We start from the raw sequence: 19,384 nt of genomic DNA on the forward strand, positions 1-19,384 counted from the left end.
CGCGTCGGCATCGTCTTCCAGCAGCCCAACCTGCTCCCGTCCCTGACCGCCCTCGAACAGCTCCAGGTCATGACACACCTCTCGGGCGGCCGGGCCGGTGCCGCGCGGGCCCGCGCGCTCGATCTGCTCGACGCGGTCGGTCTCGCCGGGCAGGCCGGCCGCAGGCCCCACCAGCTGTCCGGCGGGCAGCGCCAGCGGATCAACATCGCCCGGGCCCTGATGAACGACCCGGCCCTGCTGCTCGTGGACGAGCCGACCAGCGCCCTGGACCACGAGCGCGGCGCGGCCGTCCTGGACCTGCTGGTGACGCTGACCCGGCAGCGGTCCACCGCGACGGTCCTGGTCACGCACGACCGCGCCCACCTGGACCGGGTGGACCGGACGGTCACCATGCGGGACGGCCGCCTGACGGCCCCGGCGCTCGCCTGAAACGGGGGCGGGCCCGGACCTCTCGGAGGTCCGGGCCCGCCTCACGGACGTTCAGCCCGCCGTACCGCTGCTCGCCAGCGCGTCCGACAGCTCCTTGGCCGCCTGCTGGAGGATCGGCACGATCCGCTCGGTGGCCGCCTCGGTGACCCGGCCCGCCGGGCCGGAGATCGAGATCGCGGCGGAGGTGGGGGAGTTGGGCACCGAGACCGCCAGGCACCGGACCCCTATCTCCTGCTCGTTGTCGTCCACCGCGTAGCCCACCCGGCGCACCTGGTCCAGCGCCTCCAGGAAGCCGTCCGGGGTGGTGATCGTCTTCTCGGTGGCGGCGGGCATCCCGGTGCGGGCGAGGAGGGCGCGCACCTCGTCCGGCGGGGTGTGCGCGAGCAGCGCCTTGCCGACGCCCGTGGAGTGCGGCAGCACCCGGCGGCCCACCTCCGTGAACATGCGCATCGAGTGCTTGGACGGCACCTGCGCCACGTACACGATCTCGTCACCGTCGAGCAGCGCCATGTTGGCCGTCTCGCCGGTCTCCTCGACCAGCCGGGCCAGATACGGGCGGGCCCAGGTGCCGAGCAGCCGTGCGGCGGACTCGCCGAGGCGGATCAGCCGGGGGCCGAGCGCGTAACGCCGGTTGGGCTGCTGACGTACGTAACCGCACAGGACCAGCGTGCGCATCAGGCGGTGGATCGTGGGCAGCGGGAGTCCGCTGCTCGCGGAGAGCTCGCTCAGGCCGACCTCGCCCCCCGCGTCGGCCATCCGCTCCAGCAGGTCGAAGGCGCGCTCAAGGGACTGCACACCACCGCTGGAACCGGCGGGCTTGGAGTCGGAAGTGCTGGCGTGGGACGGCGGCACGTCAACGGTCCTTTCGAAGCGGAGGAGCAAGGCAGCAGCCTACCGGGCCCTTTTCGGCCGGCCCACAGCCGACGGGTGCCGTCATGGCCGGTCAGCGCCTGTTTGTCCGGGTGTCCGCAGGTGGTGCGGCAGCCCGGCCGCGCGGCACCTGGCCCATTCTACGTTCCGCACTCCGAAATTCACCTTTTACTTTGTGGAAACCTCCAGCGCGGCTCCGGGAGCGGCTGCGGCGCGAGGGTGAGGTCTTGACGGGTCGCGCTCCCGAGTGAAGACTCCTTCAACAGTTCGTTGAAAGTGCGAAGTGAGGAGCACCGGTGTCCGGTCCGGACGTGAAGCTGCTACTGCGCTCGACGCGCGTCGTCACCCCCGAGGGGACCCGGCCCGCGTCGGTCGCCGTCACCGGCGGGACCATCGACGCCGTTCTGCCGTACGACACCGAGGCCCCGGCCGGTGCCCGCGTCGAGGACTTCGGGGACGACGTCCTGCTGCCCGGCCTCGTGGACACGCACGTCCATGTGAACGACCCGGGCCGCACCGAGTGGGAGGGTTTCTGGACCGCCACCCGCGCGGCGGCGGCCGGCGGCATCACCACGCTGCTCGACATGCCCCTCAACTCGCTGCCGCCCACCACCACGGTGGACAACCTGCGGGTCAAGCAGGGCGTCGCCGAGCCCAAGGTGCACGTGGACACCGGCTTCTGGGGCGGCGCGATCCCCACCAACGTCAAGGACCTGCGCCCGCTGTACGAGGCCGGGGTGTTCGGTTTCAAGTGCTTCCTGTCGCCGTCCGGCGTCGAGGAGTTCCCCGAGCTGGACCAGGAGCAGCTGGCCCGGTCCATGGCCGAGATCGCCGGTTTCGGCGGGCTGCTCATCGTGCACGCCGAGGACCCGCACCACCTGGCGTCCGCGCCGCAGCAGGGCGGTCCGGCCTACGCGAACTTCCTGGCGTCCCGGCCGCGCGACGCCGAGAACACCGCGATCGAGGGCCTGATCGCCCACGCCCGGCGGCTGAACGCCCGCGTCCACGTCCTGCACCTCTCGTCCAGCGACGCGCTGCCGCTGATCGCCGCCGCCCGGCGCGAGGGCGTCCGGCTCACCGTCGAGACCTGCCCGCACTTCCTCACCCTCACCGCCGAGGAGGTCCCGGACGGGGCCACCGAGTTCAAGTGCTGCCCGCCGATCCGGGAGGCCGCCAACCAGGACGCGCTGTGGCAGGGGCTCGCCGACGGCACCATCGACTGCATCGTCTCCGACCACTCGCCGTGCACCACCGACCTCAAGACCCCGGACTTCGCCTCCGCCTGGGGCGGCATCTCCTCCCTCCAGCTCGGCCTGCCCGCCATCTGGACCGAGGCCCGCCGACGCGGCCACACCCTGGACGATGTCGCCCGCTGGATGTCCGCCGCCCCCGCCGAGCTGGCCGGGCTGCGCCACAAGGGCGCCATCGAGGCGGGCCGCGACGCCGACTTCGCGGTCCTGGCGCCCGACGCCACCTTCACCGTCGACCCGGCCGAGCTCTTCCACCGCAACCAGGTCACCGCCTACGCCGGACGTACCCTGCACGGCGTGGTGCGCTCCACCTGGCTGCGCGGTGTACGGATCGCCGCCGACGGCGTGCTCTCCGAACCCACCGGCCGCCTCCAGACAAGGGACCCCCAGGCATGACGGCGACAGCGCACTTCACCGGCGACGCGAACCCGTACGGCGGCGGCGACCCGTACGCCGACTACCGCACCGCCGACCACCCCTTCACCCACCTCGTGGACCTCGCCGACCGGCGGCTCGGGGCGGGCGTGGTCGCCGCCAACGACGAGTTCTTCGCCGAGCGCGAGAACCTGCTCAAGCCGGAGCCCGCCCACTTCGACCCGGAGCGCTTCGGGCACAAGGGCAAGATCATGGACGGCTGGGAGACCCGCCGCCGTCGCGGTGCGAGCGCCGAGCGGCCGCACCCGGTGGCCGAGGACCACGACTGGGCGCTGATCCGCCTGGGCGCCCCCGGCATCGTGCGCGGTCTGGTCGTGGACACCGCCCACTTCCGCGGCAACTACCCGCAGGCCGTCTCCGTCGAGGCCGTCTCGCTGCCCGGCTCGCCCTCGCCGGAGGAACTGCTCGCCCCGGACGTGAAGTGGACGACGCTCGTCCCCCGTACCGCCGTCGGCGGCCACGCGGCCAACGGCTTCGCCGTCGACGCGGAGCGCCGCTTCACGCACCTGCGGCTCAACCAGCACCCGGACGGCGGCATCGCCCGCCTGCGGGTCTACGGCGAGGTCGCCCCCGACCCCGCCTGGCTGACCGCGCTCGGTACGTTCGACGTCGTCGCCCTGGAGAACGGCGGCCGGGTCGAGGACGCCTCCGACCGCTTCTACTCCCCGGCGACGAACACCATCCAGCCCGGCCGCTCCCACAAGATGGACGACGGCTGGGAGACCCGGCGCCGCCGCGACCGGGGCAACGACTGGATCCACTACCACCTGGTCGAAGAGGCGGACATCCGCGCCGTCGAGATCGACACCGCCTACCTCAAGGGGAACGCGGCCGGATGGGCGCAGCTCACCGCCCGGGACGCGGAGACCGGTGAGTGGACCGAATTCCTGCCCCGGACCCGGCTCCAGCCCGACACCAACCACCGCTTCGTGCTGCCGGAAGCGGTGCGCGCCGACCAGGTCCGGATCGACATCTTCCCGGACGGCGGCATCTCCCGGCTCCGCCTCTTCGGCTCGCTCACCGAACGCGGCGCGGCCCGCCTGTCCGCCCGCCACGCGGAACTCGGCGGCTGAGGCTTCCGGGCCCCGGGGTGCAGAACGGGAGCGTCAGAACTCCTCGTGCTCCTCGGGGTCCCCGCCGAACCGCTCCCTGGGGCCGCCGGAGATCCGCCCCAGCTCCTCGGGCGTCAGCTCGAAGCCGAACAGGTCCAGATTCTCCCGCTGCCGCCCCGGATCGGCCGACTTCGGGATCGGTACGGCCCCGAGCTGGGTGTGCCAGCGCAGCACCGCCTGCCCCGGGGTGACGCCGTGCGCCTCGGCGACGGCCACCACGTCCGGGTCGGCCAGCAGGTCCCGGCCGCGCCCCAGCGGGCTCCAGCTCTGCGTGACGATCCCCATCGCCGCGTGCGCCGCGCGCAGCTCCTCCTGGGGCAGCCGGGGGTGCAGCTCGATCTGGTTGACGGCGGGCACCACGCCCGTCTCGTCCTCCAGCCGCTTCAGGTGGTCCGCGGTGAAGTTGGAGACCCCGATCGACCGGACGAGCCCGTCCTCGCGCAGCTTGATGAGCGCCCGCCAGGTGTCCACGTAGAGGTCCACCCTGGGCAGCGGCCAGTGGATGAGATAGAGGTCCACATAGTCCAGGCCGAGGTTGCTCCGGGACTCCTCGAACGAGGCGAGCGTCTTCTCGTAACCGTGGTGGCGGCCGGGCACCTTGGTCGTGACGACGATCTCCTCGCGCGGGACCCCGCTGCGGGCGATGCCGCGCCCCGTACCGGTCTCGTTGCCGTAGTTCAGCGCGGTGTCCACGAGCCGGTAGCCGAGATCCAGGGCCCCGGACACCGCCTTCTCCGCCGCGTCGTCGTCCAGCGGGTAGGTGCCGAGCCCGACCGCCGGGATCGTACGGCCGTCGTTCAGGGTGTGCGCCGGGATACCGGACATGATCGTCCCTTCTCCTCGTCTGCCGTTACGGGCATGCCTCCCCGCCCAGCGTAGGCGGGGCGGGGAGGAGCGGCAGGACGGGCCCTAAGTCAGGCCGAGTGACCGCCGTCCACGACCAGCTCGGCCCCGGTGACGAATGCGGCCTCCGCGCCCGCGAGGTACGAGATCAGCGCGGCGATCTCCGCCACCGTGCCGAAGCGGTCCAGCGCGTTGGCCGCGCGCTGCCCCTCGGCGAACGGGCCGTCGGCCGGGTTCATGTCGGTGTCCACGGCGCCCGGCTGGACCAGGTTGACCGTGATGCCGCGCGGCCCCAGCTCACGGGCCAGCGGCTTGGTCAGGCCGGAGAGCGCGGACTTGCTCATCGCGTACAGCGTTCCGCCGGGTCCGCCCGCGTGGCGGCTCAGGGCCGTACCGAGGGAGATGATCCTGCCCCCGGACTCCATCACCTCGGCCGCCGCCCGGCAGGCGAGGAACACCGCCCGGACGTTCACGGCGAGGACCCGGTCCACATCGGCGGGCGTGAGCGTGCCGATGGGGCCGAGGACGCCGATGCCCGCGTTGTTCACCAGGATGTCCAGCCGCCCGAGCTCCGCCGCCGCCCGGTGCACCACCGAGGCGGCGGCCTCCGGGTCGGCCGAGTCGGCGCGCAGCGCGACCGCACGGCGGCCGGTCGCCTCGACGGCGGCGACGACCTCCTTGGCGGCGCGCTCGTCGCGTACGTAGGTCAGCGCCACGTCGGCGCCGTCCCGGGCGAGCCGCAGGGCGGTCGCGGCGCCGATGCCCCGGCTGCCGCCGGTGACGAGCGCGGTGCGGGGGGTGGGAAGGGTGGTGTTCATCGTGGTTCCTGTCCGTTGCGTCCGTTGCCGGTCGTGCCGACAGGAACCAGGAAAGTCGTCCGGCGGCCCGGAGACCGGCGGGAAATGGACGCCGAGTCCGGGGGCTCGCCACGGCGGGAGCACGCCCGGTAGCGTGATCGTTCCCCAGTGCGAGCCGGTGCCGTCTCCACGTCGTCCCTGTGGAGAGAGCAGGAGTCCAGGTGTCCTCCGCCGCCGTTTCCGCCCCCGTCCTCGCCCCGCCGCGCCGGGCCTGGCTCACCGATCTGCCCGTCCTGCTGGTCGCGGTGGTCTGGGGCTCCAGCTATCTCGCCGCCAAGGGCATCACCACGCCGCAGACCGTCGTCGCCGTGCTCGTGCTGCGGTTCGCCGTCGTGCTGCCCGTCCTCGCCGTCGCCGGACGGCGCCGGCTGCGCGCGCTGAGCGCCGCGCAGTGGCGGGGCGCCGGGCTGCTGGGCCTGGTGCTCAGCGGGATCTTCCTGGTGGAGACGTACGGCATCGTGCACACCTCGGCGACCAACGCCGGGCTCATCATCAGCCTCACCATGATCTTCACCCCGCTCGCCGAGGCCGCCGTCACCCGGACCCGGCCGACCGGCACCTTCCTCGCCGCCGCCGGGCTCTCCGTGGCCGGGGTGGTGCTGCTGACCCAGGGCGGCGGATTCACCAGCCTCTCGGTGGGCGACCTGCTCATGCTGGCCGCCGCCCTCGCCCGGACCCTGCACGTCCTGCTCATGTCGCGCATCAAGTCCGTCCAGGACGCGGACTCGCTGTCCCTGACGACCGTGCAGCTCGGCAGCGCCGTCGCCGTCTTCGCCCTGCTGGCCGCCGCGCCGGGGACGGGCGAGGCGCCCTGGACGGTCGCCGCCGGATTCGGGGTCCGGGAATGGGGCGGGCTGCTCTTCCTCTCGGTGTTCTGCACGCTCTTCGCGTTCTTCGTGCAGATGTGGTCCGTACGCCGCACCTCCCCGTCCCGGGTCAGCCTGCTGCTCGGTACGGAACCGCTGTGGGCCGCCGCCGCAGGCATCGCGATCGGCGGCGAGCGGCTGGGCGTCGCCGGGGCGGCGGGCGCCGTGCTGGTGCTGGCCGGGACCGCCTGGGGGCGGCGGAGCGCGGACCCGGGCGCGCCCTGACCGGTTCACTCCTTGATCGCGTCCGCCGCGATCATGACGGCCGCGCCCGCCACCATCAGCACGATCGACACGAAGACCGGGTACTCGGCGGCGAACGGCAGCTTCTGCACCAGGTTGAAGAAGCGGAACCAGTCCAGCCACACATGGAGCAGCCCGGCGACCCCCTGGACGAAGACCAGGAACCCGACCGTCTCGCAGAGTTTCTTCATGGCCCCGAGCCTGGCCGCCGGGGCCGCCCCGCCGCGTCGGCCGGTGGGCTGCCCGCCGGGTCCGAAAGTCTCCGTCTCCGCGACTTTGGTCGCTCCCGCGCCCCGGACGCCCCGAACCGGGCACCCGCGTGCGTAGCTTTGTCGACATGACGCGTACGGAGTACCCCTGGCTGCTGCCCTCGGCGATGGCCGGACCCGAGCTGCCCGGCGACCGCGGCCGGTCCCGCCGCACCGTGCGGGACTGGGTGGTCGACCTCACGGCGTTCCTCTGCGCGGCGGGCATCGGCCTGGCGACGCTCGCCACGATAGAGGCCGACCCCACCACATCGGACACCTTCGTCCTGGTGGACTCCCTCGTCGGCGCCGCCGCCTGCTGCGCCCTGTGGTTCCGGCGCCGCTGGCCGGTCGGGCTCGCCGTCGCCCTGACCCTGCTGTCCACCGTCGAACCGGTCGCGGCGGGCGCCCTGCTCGTCGCGCTGTTCAGCCTGGCCGTCCACCGGCCGTTCCGCCCGGTCGCCCTCGTCGGCGCGGGGGCCCTGGCCGTCGCCCCCGTACAGCCGTATCTGCGCCCCGACCCGAACACCTCGTTCCTGGCGTCCACGATCATCGGGCTCCTGCTGATCCTGCTGGTCCTCAGCTGGGGCATGATCGTGCGCTCCCGGCGCCAGCTCGTCGTCTCCCTCCGCGAACGCGCCGTCCGCGCCGAGACCGAGGCCGCCCTCCGCGCCGAGCAGGCCCAGCGGCTCGCCCGCGAGGAGATCGCCCGGGAGATGCACGATGTGCTCGCCCACCGGCTGACCCTGCTCAGCGTCCACGCGGGCGCCCTGGAATTCCGGCCCGACGCGCCCCCGGCCGAGGTCGCCCGCGCCGCCGGGGTCATCCGGGACAGCGCGCACGAGGCGCTCCAGGACCTCCGCGAGATCATCGGCGTGCTCCGCGGCCCCCGCGACAGCGACGGCAACCGCCCGCAGCCCACCCTCGCCACGCTCGACGCGCTCGTCGCCGAATCCCGGGAGGCGGGCATGAAGGTCACCCTGGACAACCGCCTCGCCGACCCCGACGCCGTGCCCGCCGCCTCCGGGCGCACCGTCTACCGCATCGCCCAGGAGGCGCTGACCAACGCCCGCAAGCACGCCCCCGGCACCGAGGTCACCGTCGCCGTCACCGGCGGACCCGGGCAGGGCATCACCGTGGAGGTGCGCAACCCGGCCCCCACCGAGCCCTTCACCCCGGTCCCCGGCTCCGGCCAGGGGCTCATCGGCCTCACCGAACGGGCCACCCTCGCCGGGGGCCGTCTCGACCACGGGCCCGCCCCCGGCGGCGGGTTCGCGGTGCGGGCCTGGCTACCGTGGGCGTCATGACCCACGCGCCCGTCCGCCTGCTCATCGTCGACGACGACCCGCTCGTCCGGGCCGGGCTGAAGCTGATGCTGGGCGGCGCCGACGACATCGACATCGTGGGCGAGGGCGCCGACGGCAGCGAGGCCGAGGCCCTGGTCGACCGGCTGCGGCCCGACGTGGTCCTGATGGACATCCGGATGCCGGTCATGGACGGCCTCACCGCCACCGAAGCGCTGCGCGCCCGGCCCGACGCGCCGGAGATCGTCGTCCTGACCACCTTCCACGCCGACGAACAGGTGCTCCGCGCCATCCGCGCCGGGGCCGCCGGTTTCGTCCTCAAGGACACCCCGCCCGCCCGGATCGTGGAATCGGTGCGCCGGGTCGCGGCCGGTGACCCGGTCCTCTCGCCCGCCGTCACCCGGCAGCTGATGGCCCGGGCGGCCGGGTCCGGGCAGGAGGAACGCGTGGACCGGGCCGCCCGGGCGCGCGAGCGGATCGCGCTGCTCGCGGACCGGGAGCGCGAGGTGGCCGTCGCCGTGGGCCGGGGCCGGTCCAACGCGGAGATCGCCGCGACGCTCTACCTCAGCGTCGCCACGGTGAAGACCCAGGTCTCCCGCATCCTCGCCAAGTTCGGCTTCAACAACCGCGTCCAGATCGCCCTGCTCGTCCACGACGCCGGACTCCTGGACGACGAGACCGGATCGAATCCGGCCTGAGGCCCCTCGTTCCCGGCGGACCTCCCGGCATACGCTGAACGGGCCGGTCCTCGGAGCGGGGACGACACGACCGGGAGGGCGGGCCCATGTCCGAAGTCGTTGTGGATCTGCGCGGGTTGGCCGACTTCACCGCGGATCCGTACCCCTACTACGAGCGGATGCGCGCGACCGGACCCGTGCACCTCGTCCGCACCGACGAGTTCGACAGCATCTGGCTCGTCGTCGGCTACGACGAGGGCCGGGCCGTCCTGGCCGACCAGCGCTTCGGCAAGGACTGGCGGGCGCTGCCCGGCGAGACCGGCGGCGACCCGATCAACGCCAACATGCTGGAGACGGACGCCCCCGACCACACCCGGCTGCGCAAGCTCGTCGCCCGCGCGTTCACCCCGCGCCGCATCGAGGCGCTGCGCCCCCGGGTCGAGGAGATCACCGGCGAACTCCTCGACCTCATGGTCCCCGAGGGCCGCGCCGACCTCGTGGACGCGCTCGCCTTCCCGCTCCCCATGACCGTGATCTGCGAGCTGCTCGGCGTCCCCGACCTGGACCGGGCCGCCTTCCGCAAGCTGTCCAACGGCATCGTCGCCCCCGTGAACGCGGAGGAGGAGGGCGAGGCGGTCCGCGCCATGGGCGGCTACCTCGCGGAGCTGATCGGGGACAAGCGCCGCTCGCCAGGCGACGACCTGCTCAGCGCCCTGATCGACGCCCGCCACGAGGACGACGACGCGCTCTCGCCCGACGAGCTGGTCGGCATGGCCTTCCTGCTCCTCGTCGCCGGCCACGAGACGACGGTCAACCTCATCTCCAACGGCGTACGCGCCCTGCTCGCCCACCCCGACCAGCTCGCCGCGCTCCGCGCCGACCTCTCGCTCCTCGACGGCGCCGTCGAGGAGATGCTGCGCTACGACGGACCCGTCGAGACGGCCACCCTCCGGTTCGCCCGGGAACCGGTCGAGGTCGGCTCCCGGACCATCGGAACCGGCGACGCGGTCCTGGTCTCGCTCGCCGGCTCGGACCGCGACCCGGCCCGCTACCCCGAGCCCGACCGCTTCGACATCCGCCGCGACAGCCGCGGCCACCTCGCCTTCGGACACGGCATCCACTTCTGCCTGGGCGCCCCGCTGGCCCGGATGGAGGGCCGCATCGCGATCCGCGCGCTCCTCGAACGCTGCCCCGGTCTGGAGGCCGACCCGGAGGCCGCCCCGTTCGACTGGCTGCCCGGCACGCTGATCCGGGGGGTGCGCCGCCTGCCGGTGCGCTGGTGAGCGACGCGCCGCCGTCCTGTTCGTGCCCCTCCGGGTTGCGGCGGCGCGTGCTCGGGGATACTGGCCCAGCCGGGCCGGGACCACAGGGCCCCGGCTCCACCGGCAGCAGCACAGCGAGCAGCACAAGAAGGGCACGGCGTCGTGGCAAGGGTTCGGACAGGGGTACGTGCGATGGGCGCCGTGCTTGCGGCGGTGCTGGGGGTGTCCCTCATGGGATGCAGCAGCACCGGCGGCAAGCGGGCGGAGGAGCGTGCGGCCAAGGCCGCGGCCGAAGGCCGGGCCGCGGTGAACACGCCCCGCTGGACGTTCGCCATGGTCACCCACTCGGGCGACGGCGACACCTTCTGGGACATCGTCCAGAAGGGCGCCGACATGGCGGCCAAGAAGGACAACATCAACTTCCTGTACTCGCACAACGACGAGGGCCAGCAGCAGGCCCAGCTGGTGCAGGCCGCCATCGACAAGAAGGTCGACGGGCTGATCGTCACGCTCGCCAAGCCCGACGCCCTCAAGGACGTCGTCGCCAAGGCCGTCCGCGCCGGCATCCCCGTGATCACCGTGAACTCCGGCTCCGCCGAGTCCAAGGCGTACGGCGCGCTCACCCACATCGGCCAGGACGAGTCCATCGCCGGTGAGGCCGTCGGCGACGAGTTGAACAAGCGCGGCCGCAAGAAGGCCCTCTGCATCCTCCACGAGCAGGGCAACGTGGGCCACGAGCAGCGCTGCGCCGGGGCCAAGAAGACCTTCGACGGCCAGATGCAGAACCTGTACGTGGAGGGCACCAACATGCCCGACGTCCAGGCGTCCATCGAGGCGAAGCTCCAGTCCGACAAGGACATCGACGCGGTCGTCACGCTCGGCGCGCCCTTCGCGGACGCCGCCGTCAAGGCGAAGAACACCGCCGGCAGCAAGGCCGAGATCGACACCTTCGACCTGAACGCCACCGTCGCCGCCGGGCTGAAGTCCAAGACCCTCGGCTTCGCCGTCGACCAGCAGCCCTACCTCCAGGGCTACGAGGCCGTCGACCTGCTCTGGCTCTACCGCTACAACCGCAACGTCCTCGGCGGCGGCCGCCCGGTCCTCACCGGCCCGCAGATCATCACCGCGAAGGACGCCGACCAGCTCGCCGAGTACGCCGACCGGGGCACCCGATGACCGCCGGGCCCGGATCGTCGGCCGTCGTGGACGAACGGCTGCTGCGCACCTCGCCGCTGCGCAAGCTCCTCGGCCGCCCGGAGCTGGGCTCGGTCGTCGGCGCGCTCGCCGTCTTCCTCTTCTTCGCGGTCGTCGCCGACAGCTTCCTGCGCGCCACCAGCTTCGGCACCGTGCTGTACGCGGCCTCCACCATCGGGATCATGGCGGCGCCGGTCGCGCTCCTGATGATCGGCGGCGAGTTCGACCTGTCCGCCGGGGTGATGGTCACCAGCTCCGCGCTGATCTCCTCGATGTTCAGCTACCAGATGACGGCCAACGTCTGGGTCGGCGTCTTCGTGTCGTTGCTGGTCACGCTCGCCTTCGGCGCGTTCAACGGCTTCATGCTGACCCGTACGAAACTTCCCAGCTTCATCATCACGCTGGGCACGTTCCTGATGCTGACCGGTCTCAACCTGGGCCTCACCAAGCTGATCAGCGGCACGGTCTCCACGAAGAAGATCGGCGACATGGAGGGCTTCCCCTCCGCCCGCAAGCTCTTCGCCTCGTACTGGACCGTCGGCGGCGTCGAGCTCAAGGTGACGCTCCTGTGGTGGGCGGGACTGGTGGCCGTCGCCACCTGGATCCTGCTCCGCACCCGCTTCGGCAACTGGATCTTCGCCGTCGGCGGCGGCGCGGACGCGGCCCGCGCGGTCGGCGTCCCGGTCATCCGCACCAAGATCGGGCTCTACCTCGGCGTCGCCTTCGGCGCCTGGGTCTCCGGGCAGCACCTGCTGTTCAGCTACGACGTCGTGCAGTCCGGCGAGGGCGTCGGCAACGAGCTGATCTACATCATCGCGGCCGTCATCGGCGGCTGCCTGATCACCGGTGGTTACGGCTCCGCGATCGGCTCGGCGGTCGGTGCCCTGATCTTCGGCATGACCAGCAAGGGCATCGTGTACGCCGAGTGGAACCCGGACTGGTTCAAGTTCTTCCTGGGAGCGATGCTGCTCCTGGCCACCCTGCTCAACGCATGGGTACGCAAGCGCGCGGAGGCGACGAAATGACGGCCCCCAAGGCCCCGGAAGGGCCGCAGGACACCGGCCGGCAGGCCCTCGTCGAGCTGGACGACGTGGCCAAGTACTACGGCAACATCAAGGCGCTGGAAGGCGTCTCCCTCACCGTGCACGCGGGCGAGATCTCCTGCGTGCTCGGTGACAACGGCGCCGGCAAGTCCACCCTCATCAAGATCATCGCCGGGCTGCACCGGCACGACGCCGGACGGTTCCTCATCGACGGCGAGGAGACCACCCTCGCCAACCCGCGCGACGCCCTCGACCGGGGCATCGCCACCGTCTACCAGGACCTCGCGGTCGTCCCCCTGATGCCGGTCTGGCGCAACTTCTTCCTGGGCTCCGAGCCGACGACCGGCGCCGGTCCCTTCAAGCGCCTCGACGTGAAGCTGATGCGCGAGACCACCCACGCGGCGCTCCTCCGCATGGGCATCGACCTGCGCGACGTGGACCAGCCCATCGGCACCCTGTCCGGCGGTGAGCGGCAGTGCGTGGCCATCGCGCGCGCCGTCCACTTCGGCGCGAAGGTGCTCGTCCTGGACGAGCCGACGGCCGCCCTCGGCGTCAAGCAGTCCGGGGTCGTCCTGAAGTACATCGCGGCCGCCCGGGACGCCGGCCTCGGCGTGGTCCTCATCACCCACAACCCGCACCACGCCTACCTCGTCGGTGACCGGTTCGTCCTCCTGAAGCGGGGCGCCATGGCCGGGAGCCACACCAAGGACAGCGTCACGCTGGACGAGCTGACCCGGCAGATGGCGGGCGGCAGCGAGCTGGAGGAGCTGAGCCACGAGCTGGAGCGCACCACCGGCCCGGGCCCCCTCGACAAGCCGTAGAAGCGCCGCCGCCCGCCCGTCCGACGGCCCCGCCCTCCGGGCAATGGCAGAATCGGGACGGACGGGCGCCGTCCGCCACCGGGATCACTCCTGACCCGGTCACCCCACACCTTTCAGGGACGATGAGCACGTACCGCGACTTCGCACACCGTGGCTCCGCCCGCGCGACCGTCCTGCGGACCGTGGGCACCCGGGAAAGGCGCTCGCACCTCACGGCGCCCCGGGTCCCCACCGTCGGCATCGACATCGGCGGCACCAAGGTCATGGCCGGTGTCGTGGACGCCGACGGCACGATCCTGGAGACCGTGCGCACCGAGACCCCGGACAAGTCCAAGAGCCCGAAGGTCGTCGAGGACACCATCGTGGAGCTGGTCCTCGACCTCTCCGACCGGCACGACGTGCACGCGGTGGGCATCGGCGCGGCCGGCTGGGTCGACGCGGACCGCTCCAAGGTCCTCTTCGCCCCGCACCTCGCCTGGCGCGACGAGCCCCTGCGCGACGCCCTCGCCTCCCGGCTCGTCGTCCCCGTCATGGTGGACAACGACGCCAACACCGCTGCCTGGGCCGAATGGCGCTTCGGCGCGGGGCGGGGCGAGGACCACCTCGTCATGATCACCCTCGGTACCGGCATCGGCGGCGCGATCCTGGAGGACGGCCAGGTCAAGCGCGGCAAGTACGGCGTGGCCGGTGAGTTCGGCCACATGCAGGTCGTGCCCGGCGGCCACCGCTGCCCGTGCGGCAACCGGGGCTGCTGGGAGCAGTACAGCTCCGGCAACGCGCTGGTCCGCGAGGCCCGCGAGCTGGCCGCCGCCGACTCGCCGGTGGCCCACGGCATCATCGAGCGCGTCAAGGGCAACGTCCCGGACATCACCGGACCGCTCATCACCGAACTGGCCCGCGAGGGCGACGCGATGTGCGTCGAGCTCCTCCAGGACATCGGCCAGTGGCTCGGCGTCGGCATCGCCAATCTGGCCGCCGCGCTCGACCCCTCCTGCTTCGTCATCGGCGGCGGGGTGAGCGCCGCCGACGACCTGCTCATCGGCCCCGCCCGGGACGCCTTCAAGCGCCACCTCACCGGCCGCGGCTACCGCCCCGAGGCCCGGATCACGAAGGCACAGCTCGGCCCGGAGGCCGGTATGGTCGGCGCGGCGGACCTCGCCCGGCTGGTCGCCCGGCGCTTCCGCCGCACCAACCGCCGCCGCGTCGAGCGGTACGAGCGGTACGCGCAGATCTACGACCAGGCGACGAGCACCCTCCGCAGCAACCGCAACACCCGCACTTCCTAGGGGCCCCACACCCATGACCGCAGCCGAGCACCCCGTCGTGCCGCGCCAGTCCCCGCCGCCGGACGAGGGCGACGGGCCGGCCCCCGAGACCCGCCGCCATCTGATCCGCCGACGCCTGATCACGGCGACGATCATCGTGCTGCTCATCGGCGTCCCCGCCGGATACCTGCTGATCTCGGCGGGCCAGAGCCGCCGCTCCGGCCAGGACAAGGCCGCCGAGGCCGCCGCGCAGGGCCTGCGGCCCGGGTGGCCTTCGAAGATGCTGCGCCGCATCTTCGAGGTCCCGATCCCCGGTTACGCGACCGGCGTGCAGTACTACGAGACGAACAACTGGAAGGCCAGCCGGATGTACGTGCAGTTCCGCACGACGTCCAACGGCCTGGACGCCTTCCTGACCGACATCGGCACCGGCCGCGCCGCCCTGGAACCCGGCAAGGTCACCATCGGCAAGCGCGACACGAAGATCGCCGGCTGGTACTTCGGCGACGGCGTCTCCTGGGCGGGCACCACCCACAGCAACGAGGACCCGCGCCCCGACCAGGACATCACCGTCGACATGACGGACCCGATGTCACCCGTCGTGTACGTCGTCTCCGCCGCCACCCCCTGACCCGTCGCCCGGCGCCAGCGCCTGCGCCTCGGCGTACGAAAGCGCCCCGCCCCGCGCCGTCCCGCCGTCCCGGATCGCGGCGGCCGTGGAGACGGCCCCGGTCAGCGCCTCGCGGTACAGCAGCGAGCCCAGGCTGACCCGGCGCACCCCCAGGGCGCCCAGCTCGGCGATGCCCGGTCCGGCCGGGTTGTAGAGCACGTTCAGCGGGGTGACGAGGGAGGCGGTCAGCGCGGCGATCCCCGCCCGGTCCGAAAGCCCCGGCACGAACACCCCGTCCGCCCCGGCCCGCTCGTACACCGCGAGACGGCCGGCCGTCCGCTCCCGGTCGAGCCCCAGCCAGTACGTGTCCGTGCGGGCGTTGACGAACAGCCCGGGCACGGCCTCCTTCACGGCGGCGATCTTCGCGGCGTGCAGCTCCACCGGGGCCAGGGTGCCGTCGGCCCGCCCGTCCTCCAGATTGATCCCCGCCGCCCCCGCCTCGTACAGCCGCCGCGCGAACGCCGCGACCTCCGCCGGGTCGTCGCTGAACCCCCCTTCCGCGTCCACGCTGAACAGGAACGGCCCCCGCCCGAGCCGCCGGGCCAGGTTCACGGTCGCCTCCTTCGTCGCCGCCGCCCCGTCCGGCAGCCCCAGCCCCGCCGCCACGCCCAGGCTGGTGGTCCCCACCGCCCCGAACCCCTCGGCGGCCAGCGCGGCGGCCGACGCGTAGTCCCAGGCGTTGGGCAGCAGGAAGGCCTCGCCCCGGTGGTGGAGCCGGGCGAACGGGGTCATCGGGCGCCCGAGCAGCCCCTCCGCCAGCGCGAGGGCGTGCGCCCGGCCCGGGCAGACCCGGGGCGGCGCGCCGAAGGTGAGCGGCACGGGGTGGCCCTGCCGGGCGGCCACCAGGTCGAGGACCACCGCGTCGCCCTCGGCGATCTTCCGTCCGGCGATCCGGGTGGCCCGCGCGGCGACCCGGCGCATGACCCGCACCGGCGGATCGTCCCGCAGCACCCGGGCCGTCGGAGCGCCGGGCCCGGCCGCCTCGACGGACCCGGCCAGCGCGGCGGTCGCGGCGCACGCCTGGGCCAGGAGCCCGATGCGGTTGGCGACGGCCTCCAGCCCGGCCTCGTCCGCCGGGCCCGGTGCGAGCAGGCCCACCAGCCGGGCGACGGCCCGGTCGGCCTCGGCCCCGCCGTCCTCGCCGAAGTACGCGTCCGCCACCACCGCCACCTCCCGGGCGACCCGGTCCGGCTCCGGCATGTCCAGGGCGGCGGCCAGGACGCGCACCACCCGGGTCCGCAGATCGCCCTCCCCGGAAGCCGACGCCGAGGCCGCCCGGTGCACATCGGCCGGGGCGATCCGGGCGAGCTCGGCCTCCACGAGGGCCCGGCGCCGCCGGTGCGGCTCACCGGACGCGAACCTCGCCACCGTCGCCCGCAACCAGGCGACACTCGCGCCGGGCGGTCCTTCGAAGGGGCCGGGCGCCGGAGGGACGAGCGCGGGATCGGCGAGGGCTGCCAGGACCTCCGCGTACTGGCCGAACTCATGGGTCGTCGCGTGGCTCATGGCTCCGACCGTAGGCCCGGAACACTTCGGCCCCCGCCGAACCGTCCCTGCGCCACCATGGAGGCATGTCCTCACTCGCCGACACCGCCGCCCTCTTCGCCGACCGCACCCGTGCCGCCTTCTGCGAGGCGCTGCTCGACGGGCGGGCCTGGACGTCCGGCGAGCTGGCCCGGCACGCCGGTGTGGGCGCGTCCACCGCCAGCGAGCAGATCTCCCGCCTCGTGGCAGGCGGTCTGCTGGCCGAGGAGCGCCAGGGGCGGCACCGCTATGTCCGGCTCGCGGGCCCGGAGGCCGCCGCGCTCACCGAGGCGCTTGCCGCGTACGCCCCCGGCACCTCCCGCCCGCGCACCCTGCGCGCCTCGGTCCGGCAGGACGCCGAGGCCCGGGCGCGCACCTGCTACGACCATCTGGCGGGGCGGCTCGGCGTGGCCCTGGCGGATGCGATGACCGCGCGCGGCCTGGTCGACACCGGCTCCGGGATCGCCGTCACCCCGGCGGGCCGCGCCTGGCTGGCCGACACCCTGGACTACCGGCAGCCCGCCGGGTCCCGGCGCCCCCTCGTCCGTACCTGCCTGGACTGGACCGAGCGCCGTTCCCACCTCGCCGGAGCCCTGGGCGCGGCGCTGTGCACGGCGGCCCTGGAACGCGGCTGGGTCCGGCGCGTCGGCTCGGGGCGCGCGGTGAAGGTGACGCCGGAGGGCAGCAGGGCGTTCGGGGAACTGCTCGGGGTGGAGGCGTGAGCCGCGCTCAGCGCCAGTCCACCTCCGTGGAGGCGAAGTAGGGCAGGCCCCGGTCGGCCCAGACGCGGCCGTGGTGGGCCAGACGCTCGCGGTACTCGGCCCATTCCGGCGCCCGCCCGCACCAGGCCGCCTCCGCGACCGAGGCCAGCCGGGGCAGCAGGAGTACGGAGACGTCCTCGAAGCCCTTGAACCGCTCGGCGAAGACCGTGGCCTCCACGCCCGCCACGTTCGCGTCCGGGACCGGGCAGGCGCCCGGGTCCCAGGCCGCCGTGTGCCGGACGCCCAGCGGCCGGTAGCCGTCGAAGCCGAGCCGGGCGGCCTCGGCGGCCTGCTCGGGCGGGGCGAACTCCGCCGCGTACGGGCGGTCCAGGTAGAGGTGGGACTGCGGGGAGAGCAGCACGCGCCCGCCGCCCTCGACGGTGCGGCGGAGGTCGTCGTCGGTGGGGGCGAAGAAGTTCTTCAGCGCCGTGATGATCTCCATGGTCCGCCCTGCGGCCACGAGTTCGGGCCGGGCTGCCAGCTCCTCCGCCGTGTCCGGGAGGTCCATCATCGCCACGTCCACCCAGTACTGCGCGATGTCCCCGGGCCCGATCCCGGCGCGTGAGGACTCCTGCCAGGCCACCGGGCGCTTGCCCAGGTCGCGGACGAGCGCGCGCAGTTCGCGTACGGAGGCGTCGAAGCTCTCCGGGGTCGCGCCGAACGCCTCGTCGGCGCCGATGTGCACGTAGGGGCCGGTCGTCAGCGCGCAGACCTCGGTGAGTACGCGGGCGACGGCGGCGCGGGTCGCCTCATCGGTCAGGTCGAGCGGGGGCACGAACGGGAAGCGGTCCGCGAGTCCGGCCGGGGCAGGGGCCGGGGGGAGCCCGGGGACGGCGGCCCGGAGCGTCGCGCAGTGGCCCGGCAGGTCGATCTCGGGGACGACGGAGACGAACCGCCGGGCCGCGTACTCCTGAAGCCCCCGGTACTCGGCCGCCGTGTAGAACTCCGCGCCCGGGGGCGTCAGCGCCGGGGTGCCGGGCAGTTCGATGCGCCAGCCCTCGTTGTCGGTGAGGTGGAGGTGCAGGACGTTGAGCTTGTAGAGCGCGGCGAGGTCGATGATCCGGCGCACCTCGTCCGGGGTGAGGAAGCTGCGGGCCGGGTCGACCATGAGCCCGCGCCAGGCGTAGCGCGGGGCGTCCGTCATTTCCTGGTACGGAATCCGACCGGTGGCGATGAGCTGGAGGGCCGTCGTCGCGCCCCGGAACACCCCGGCCGGGGTGCGGCCGTGGCAGGTGATGCCGTCGGCGTCCACGCGGAGCCGGTAGCCCTCGTCCACGGGGTCCGCGCCGCCGTCGGGGGAGACGCCGAGGGGCGGGGCGGACGCCAACTCGTCCAGGCCGAGGACCAGTTCCAGGGGTGCTCCGCCCGGCGCGTCCGGCAGATGCGGGGCGAGCAGCGCCCGTACGGTCTCCGCCACCTCCGCCAGTGCCGGATCGGCCGCCCGTACGTGCCAGGCGCCGCCGGCGGGCAGGGCGCCGGAGGGCGAGGACGGTCGGGCGTCGGCGTGCGGAATGACGGCGTTCACAGGCTTCTCCCTGAGGCGCGGGCGGTGGGTCCAGGGGGCCGGAGCGGCGGTGTCAGGTTCCGGCGGGTCCGGCCCCCTGGGCATTCGGTTCCGGAGCGAGACCGGACCGGCCGCCTCTTCTCCCGTACCGCTGCCACCTGTACGCTAACACGAAAACCGATCAATGAACGCTTTTTGCGGAGGGGGCG

General features: G+C 73.5%; 19 protein-coding genes. 13 read left to right on the forward strand and 6 right to left on the reverse strand.

Annotated features, from left to right (window positions below; all coding sequences use genetic code 11):
• The coding region (locus AMK18_RS02895) for an ABC transporter ATP-binding protein (RefSeq protein ID WP_143202256.1) at positions 1–429 on the forward strand (429 nt) is incomplete at its 5' end.
• Between the two features lie 51 nt (positions 430–480).
• Here the strand turns inward: AMK18_RS02895 and AMK18_RS02900 are convergent.
• A complete protein-coding gene (locus AMK18_RS02900) occupies positions 481–1,281 on the reverse strand; it encodes an IclR family transcriptional regulator (RefSeq protein ID WP_018100489.1) in 801 nt (266 codons plus the stop codon).
• 314 nt (positions 1,282–1,595) lie between these two features.
• Here AMK18_RS02900 and allB point away from each other — a divergent pair, with 314 nt between their 5' ends.
• Positions 1,596–2,945 carry an allantoinase AllB gene (allB, locus tag AMK18_RS02905; protein WP_018100488.1) on the forward strand — a complete coding sequence of 450 codons (1,350 nt, stop codon included), beginning with the start codon at positions 1,596–1,598 and terminating at the stop codon, positions 2,943–2,945.
• Positions 2,942–4,057, forward strand: coding sequence for an allantoicase (gene alc / locus AMK18_RS02910; protein WP_073861514.1), 1,116 nt, complete (start codon positions 2,942–2,944; stop codon positions 4,055–4,057). Before allB ends, alc begins: the two co-directional genes overlap by 4 nt.
• 33 nt (positions 4,058–4,090) lie before the next feature.
• Here alc and AMK18_RS02915 read toward each other — a convergent pair whose 3' ends face one another.
• Positions 4,091–4,921 carry an aldo/keto reductase gene (locus AMK18_RS02915; protein WP_073861515.1) on the reverse strand — a complete coding sequence of 277 codons (831 nt, stop codon included), beginning with the start codon at positions 4,919–4,921 and terminating at the stop codon, positions 4,091–4,093.
• A gap of 89 nt (positions 4,922–5,010) precedes the next feature.
• A complete protein-coding gene (locus AMK18_RS02920) occupies positions 5,011–5,757 on the reverse strand; it encodes an SDR family oxidoreductase (RefSeq protein WP_073861516.1) in 747 nt (248 codons plus the stop codon).
• Between the two features lie 200 nt (positions 5,758–5,957).
• Here AMK18_RS02920 and AMK18_RS02925 point away from each other — a divergent pair, with 200 nt between their 5' ends.
• Entirely contained in the window at positions 5,958–6,887 is a 930-nt protein-coding gene (locus tag AMK18_RS02925; RefSeq protein WP_073861517.1) for a DMT family transporter, read from the forward strand.
• A 5-nt stretch (positions 6,888–6,892) separates the two neighbouring features.
• On the opposite strand, the gene AMK18_RS02930 is transcribed toward AMK18_RS02925, so the two are convergent.
• Positions 6,893–7,096, reverse strand: a complete 204-nt coding sequence (locus AMK18_RS02930) for a hypothetical protein (protein ID WP_018100483.1) — start codon at positions 7,094–7,096, stop codon at positions 6,893–6,895.
• A gap of 146 nt (positions 7,097–7,242) precedes the next feature.
• On the opposite strand from AMK18_RS02930, the gene AMK18_RS02935 reads away from it, so the two are divergent.
• The 8 genes from AMK18_RS02935 to AMK18_RS02970 all read left to right on the forward strand — a co-directional run bounded on the left by AMK18_RS02935 (position 7,243) and on the right by AMK18_RS02970 (position 15,347).
• A complete protein-coding gene (locus AMK18_RS02935; protein WP_073861518.1) occupies positions 7,243–8,457 on the forward strand; it encodes a sensor histidine kinase in 1,215 nt (404 codons plus the stop codon).
• The gene (locus AMK18_RS02940) at positions 8,454–9,152 is read left to right on the forward strand and encodes a response regulator (protein WP_086021875.1); all 699 of its coding nucleotides are present in this window, start codon (positions 8,454–8,456) and stop codon (positions 9,150–9,152) included. Before AMK18_RS02935 ends, AMK18_RS02940 begins: the two co-directional genes overlap by 4 nt.
• An 86-nt stretch (positions 9,153–9,238) precedes the next feature.
• Positions 9,239–10,414: a cytochrome P450 family protein gene (locus AMK18_RS02945; RefSeq protein ID WP_018100480.1), complete on the forward strand. Its 1,176-nt coding sequence runs from the start codon at positions 9,239–9,241 to the stop codon at positions 10,412–10,414.
• Positions 10,415–10,555: 141 nt separating this feature from the next.
• On the forward strand, positions 10,556–11,569 hold the full coding sequence (locus AMK18_RS02950) for a sugar ABC transporter substrate-binding protein (protein WP_443333214.1): 1,014 nt from the start codon (positions 10,556–10,558) through the stop codon (positions 11,567–11,569).
• Entirely contained in the window at positions 11,566–12,612 is a 1,047-nt protein-coding gene (locus AMK18_RS02955; RefSeq protein WP_073861520.1) for an ABC transporter permease, read from the forward strand. The genes AMK18_RS02950 and AMK18_RS02955 overlap by 4 nt, the downstream gene beginning before the upstream one ends.
• On the forward strand, positions 12,609–13,451 hold the full coding sequence (locus tag AMK18_RS02960; protein ID WP_073861521.1) for an ATP-binding cassette domain-containing protein: 843 nt from the start codon (positions 12,609–12,611) through the stop codon (positions 13,449–13,451). Before AMK18_RS02955 ends, AMK18_RS02960 begins: the two co-directional genes overlap by 4 nt.
• Before the next feature lie 122 nt (positions 13,452–13,573).
• The gene (locus tag AMK18_RS02965; protein ID WP_018100476.1) at positions 13,574–14,737 is read left to right on the forward strand and encodes an ROK family glucokinase; all 1,164 of its coding nucleotides are present in this window, start codon (positions 13,574–13,576) and stop codon (positions 14,735–14,737) included.
• Positions 14,738–14,750: 13 nt separating this feature from the next.
• Positions 14,751–15,347 (forward strand): hypothetical protein, encoded by a 597-nt coding sequence (locus tag AMK18_RS02970; RefSeq protein WP_073861522.1) that lies wholly within the window; start codon positions 14,751–14,753, stop codon positions 15,345–15,347.
• Here AMK18_RS02970 and AMK18_RS02975 read toward each other — a convergent pair.
• Entirely contained in the window at positions 15,309–16,892 is a 1,584-nt protein-coding gene (locus AMK18_RS02975; protein WP_073861523.1) for an isocitrate lyase/phosphoenolpyruvate mutase family protein, read from the reverse strand. The genes AMK18_RS02970 and AMK18_RS02975 overlap by 39 nt on opposite strands.
• A 65-nt stretch (positions 16,893–16,957) precedes the next feature.
• Between AMK18_RS02975 and AMK18_RS02980 the strand changes: the two genes are divergently transcribed.
• A complete protein-coding gene (locus AMK18_RS02980; RefSeq protein WP_073861524.1) occupies positions 16,958–17,632 on the forward strand; it encodes an ArsR/SmtB family transcription factor in 675 nt (224 codons plus the stop codon).
• 7 nt (positions 17,633–17,639) lie between these two features.
• Here the strand turns inward: AMK18_RS02980 and AMK18_RS02985 are convergent, their stop codons facing one another.
• Positions 17,640–19,196 (reverse strand): family 20 glycosylhydrolase, encoded by a 1,557-nt coding sequence (locus AMK18_RS02985; protein WP_073861525.1) that lies wholly within the window; start codon positions 19,194–19,196, stop codon positions 17,640–17,642.
• Between the last annotated feature and the right edge of the window lie 188 nt (positions 19,197–19,384).

It is taken from the genome of Streptomyces sp. CB01249 (assembly GCF_001905735.1).
Classification (GTDB): Bacteria; Actinomycetota; Actinomycetes; order Streptomycetales; family Streptomycetaceae; genus Streptomyces.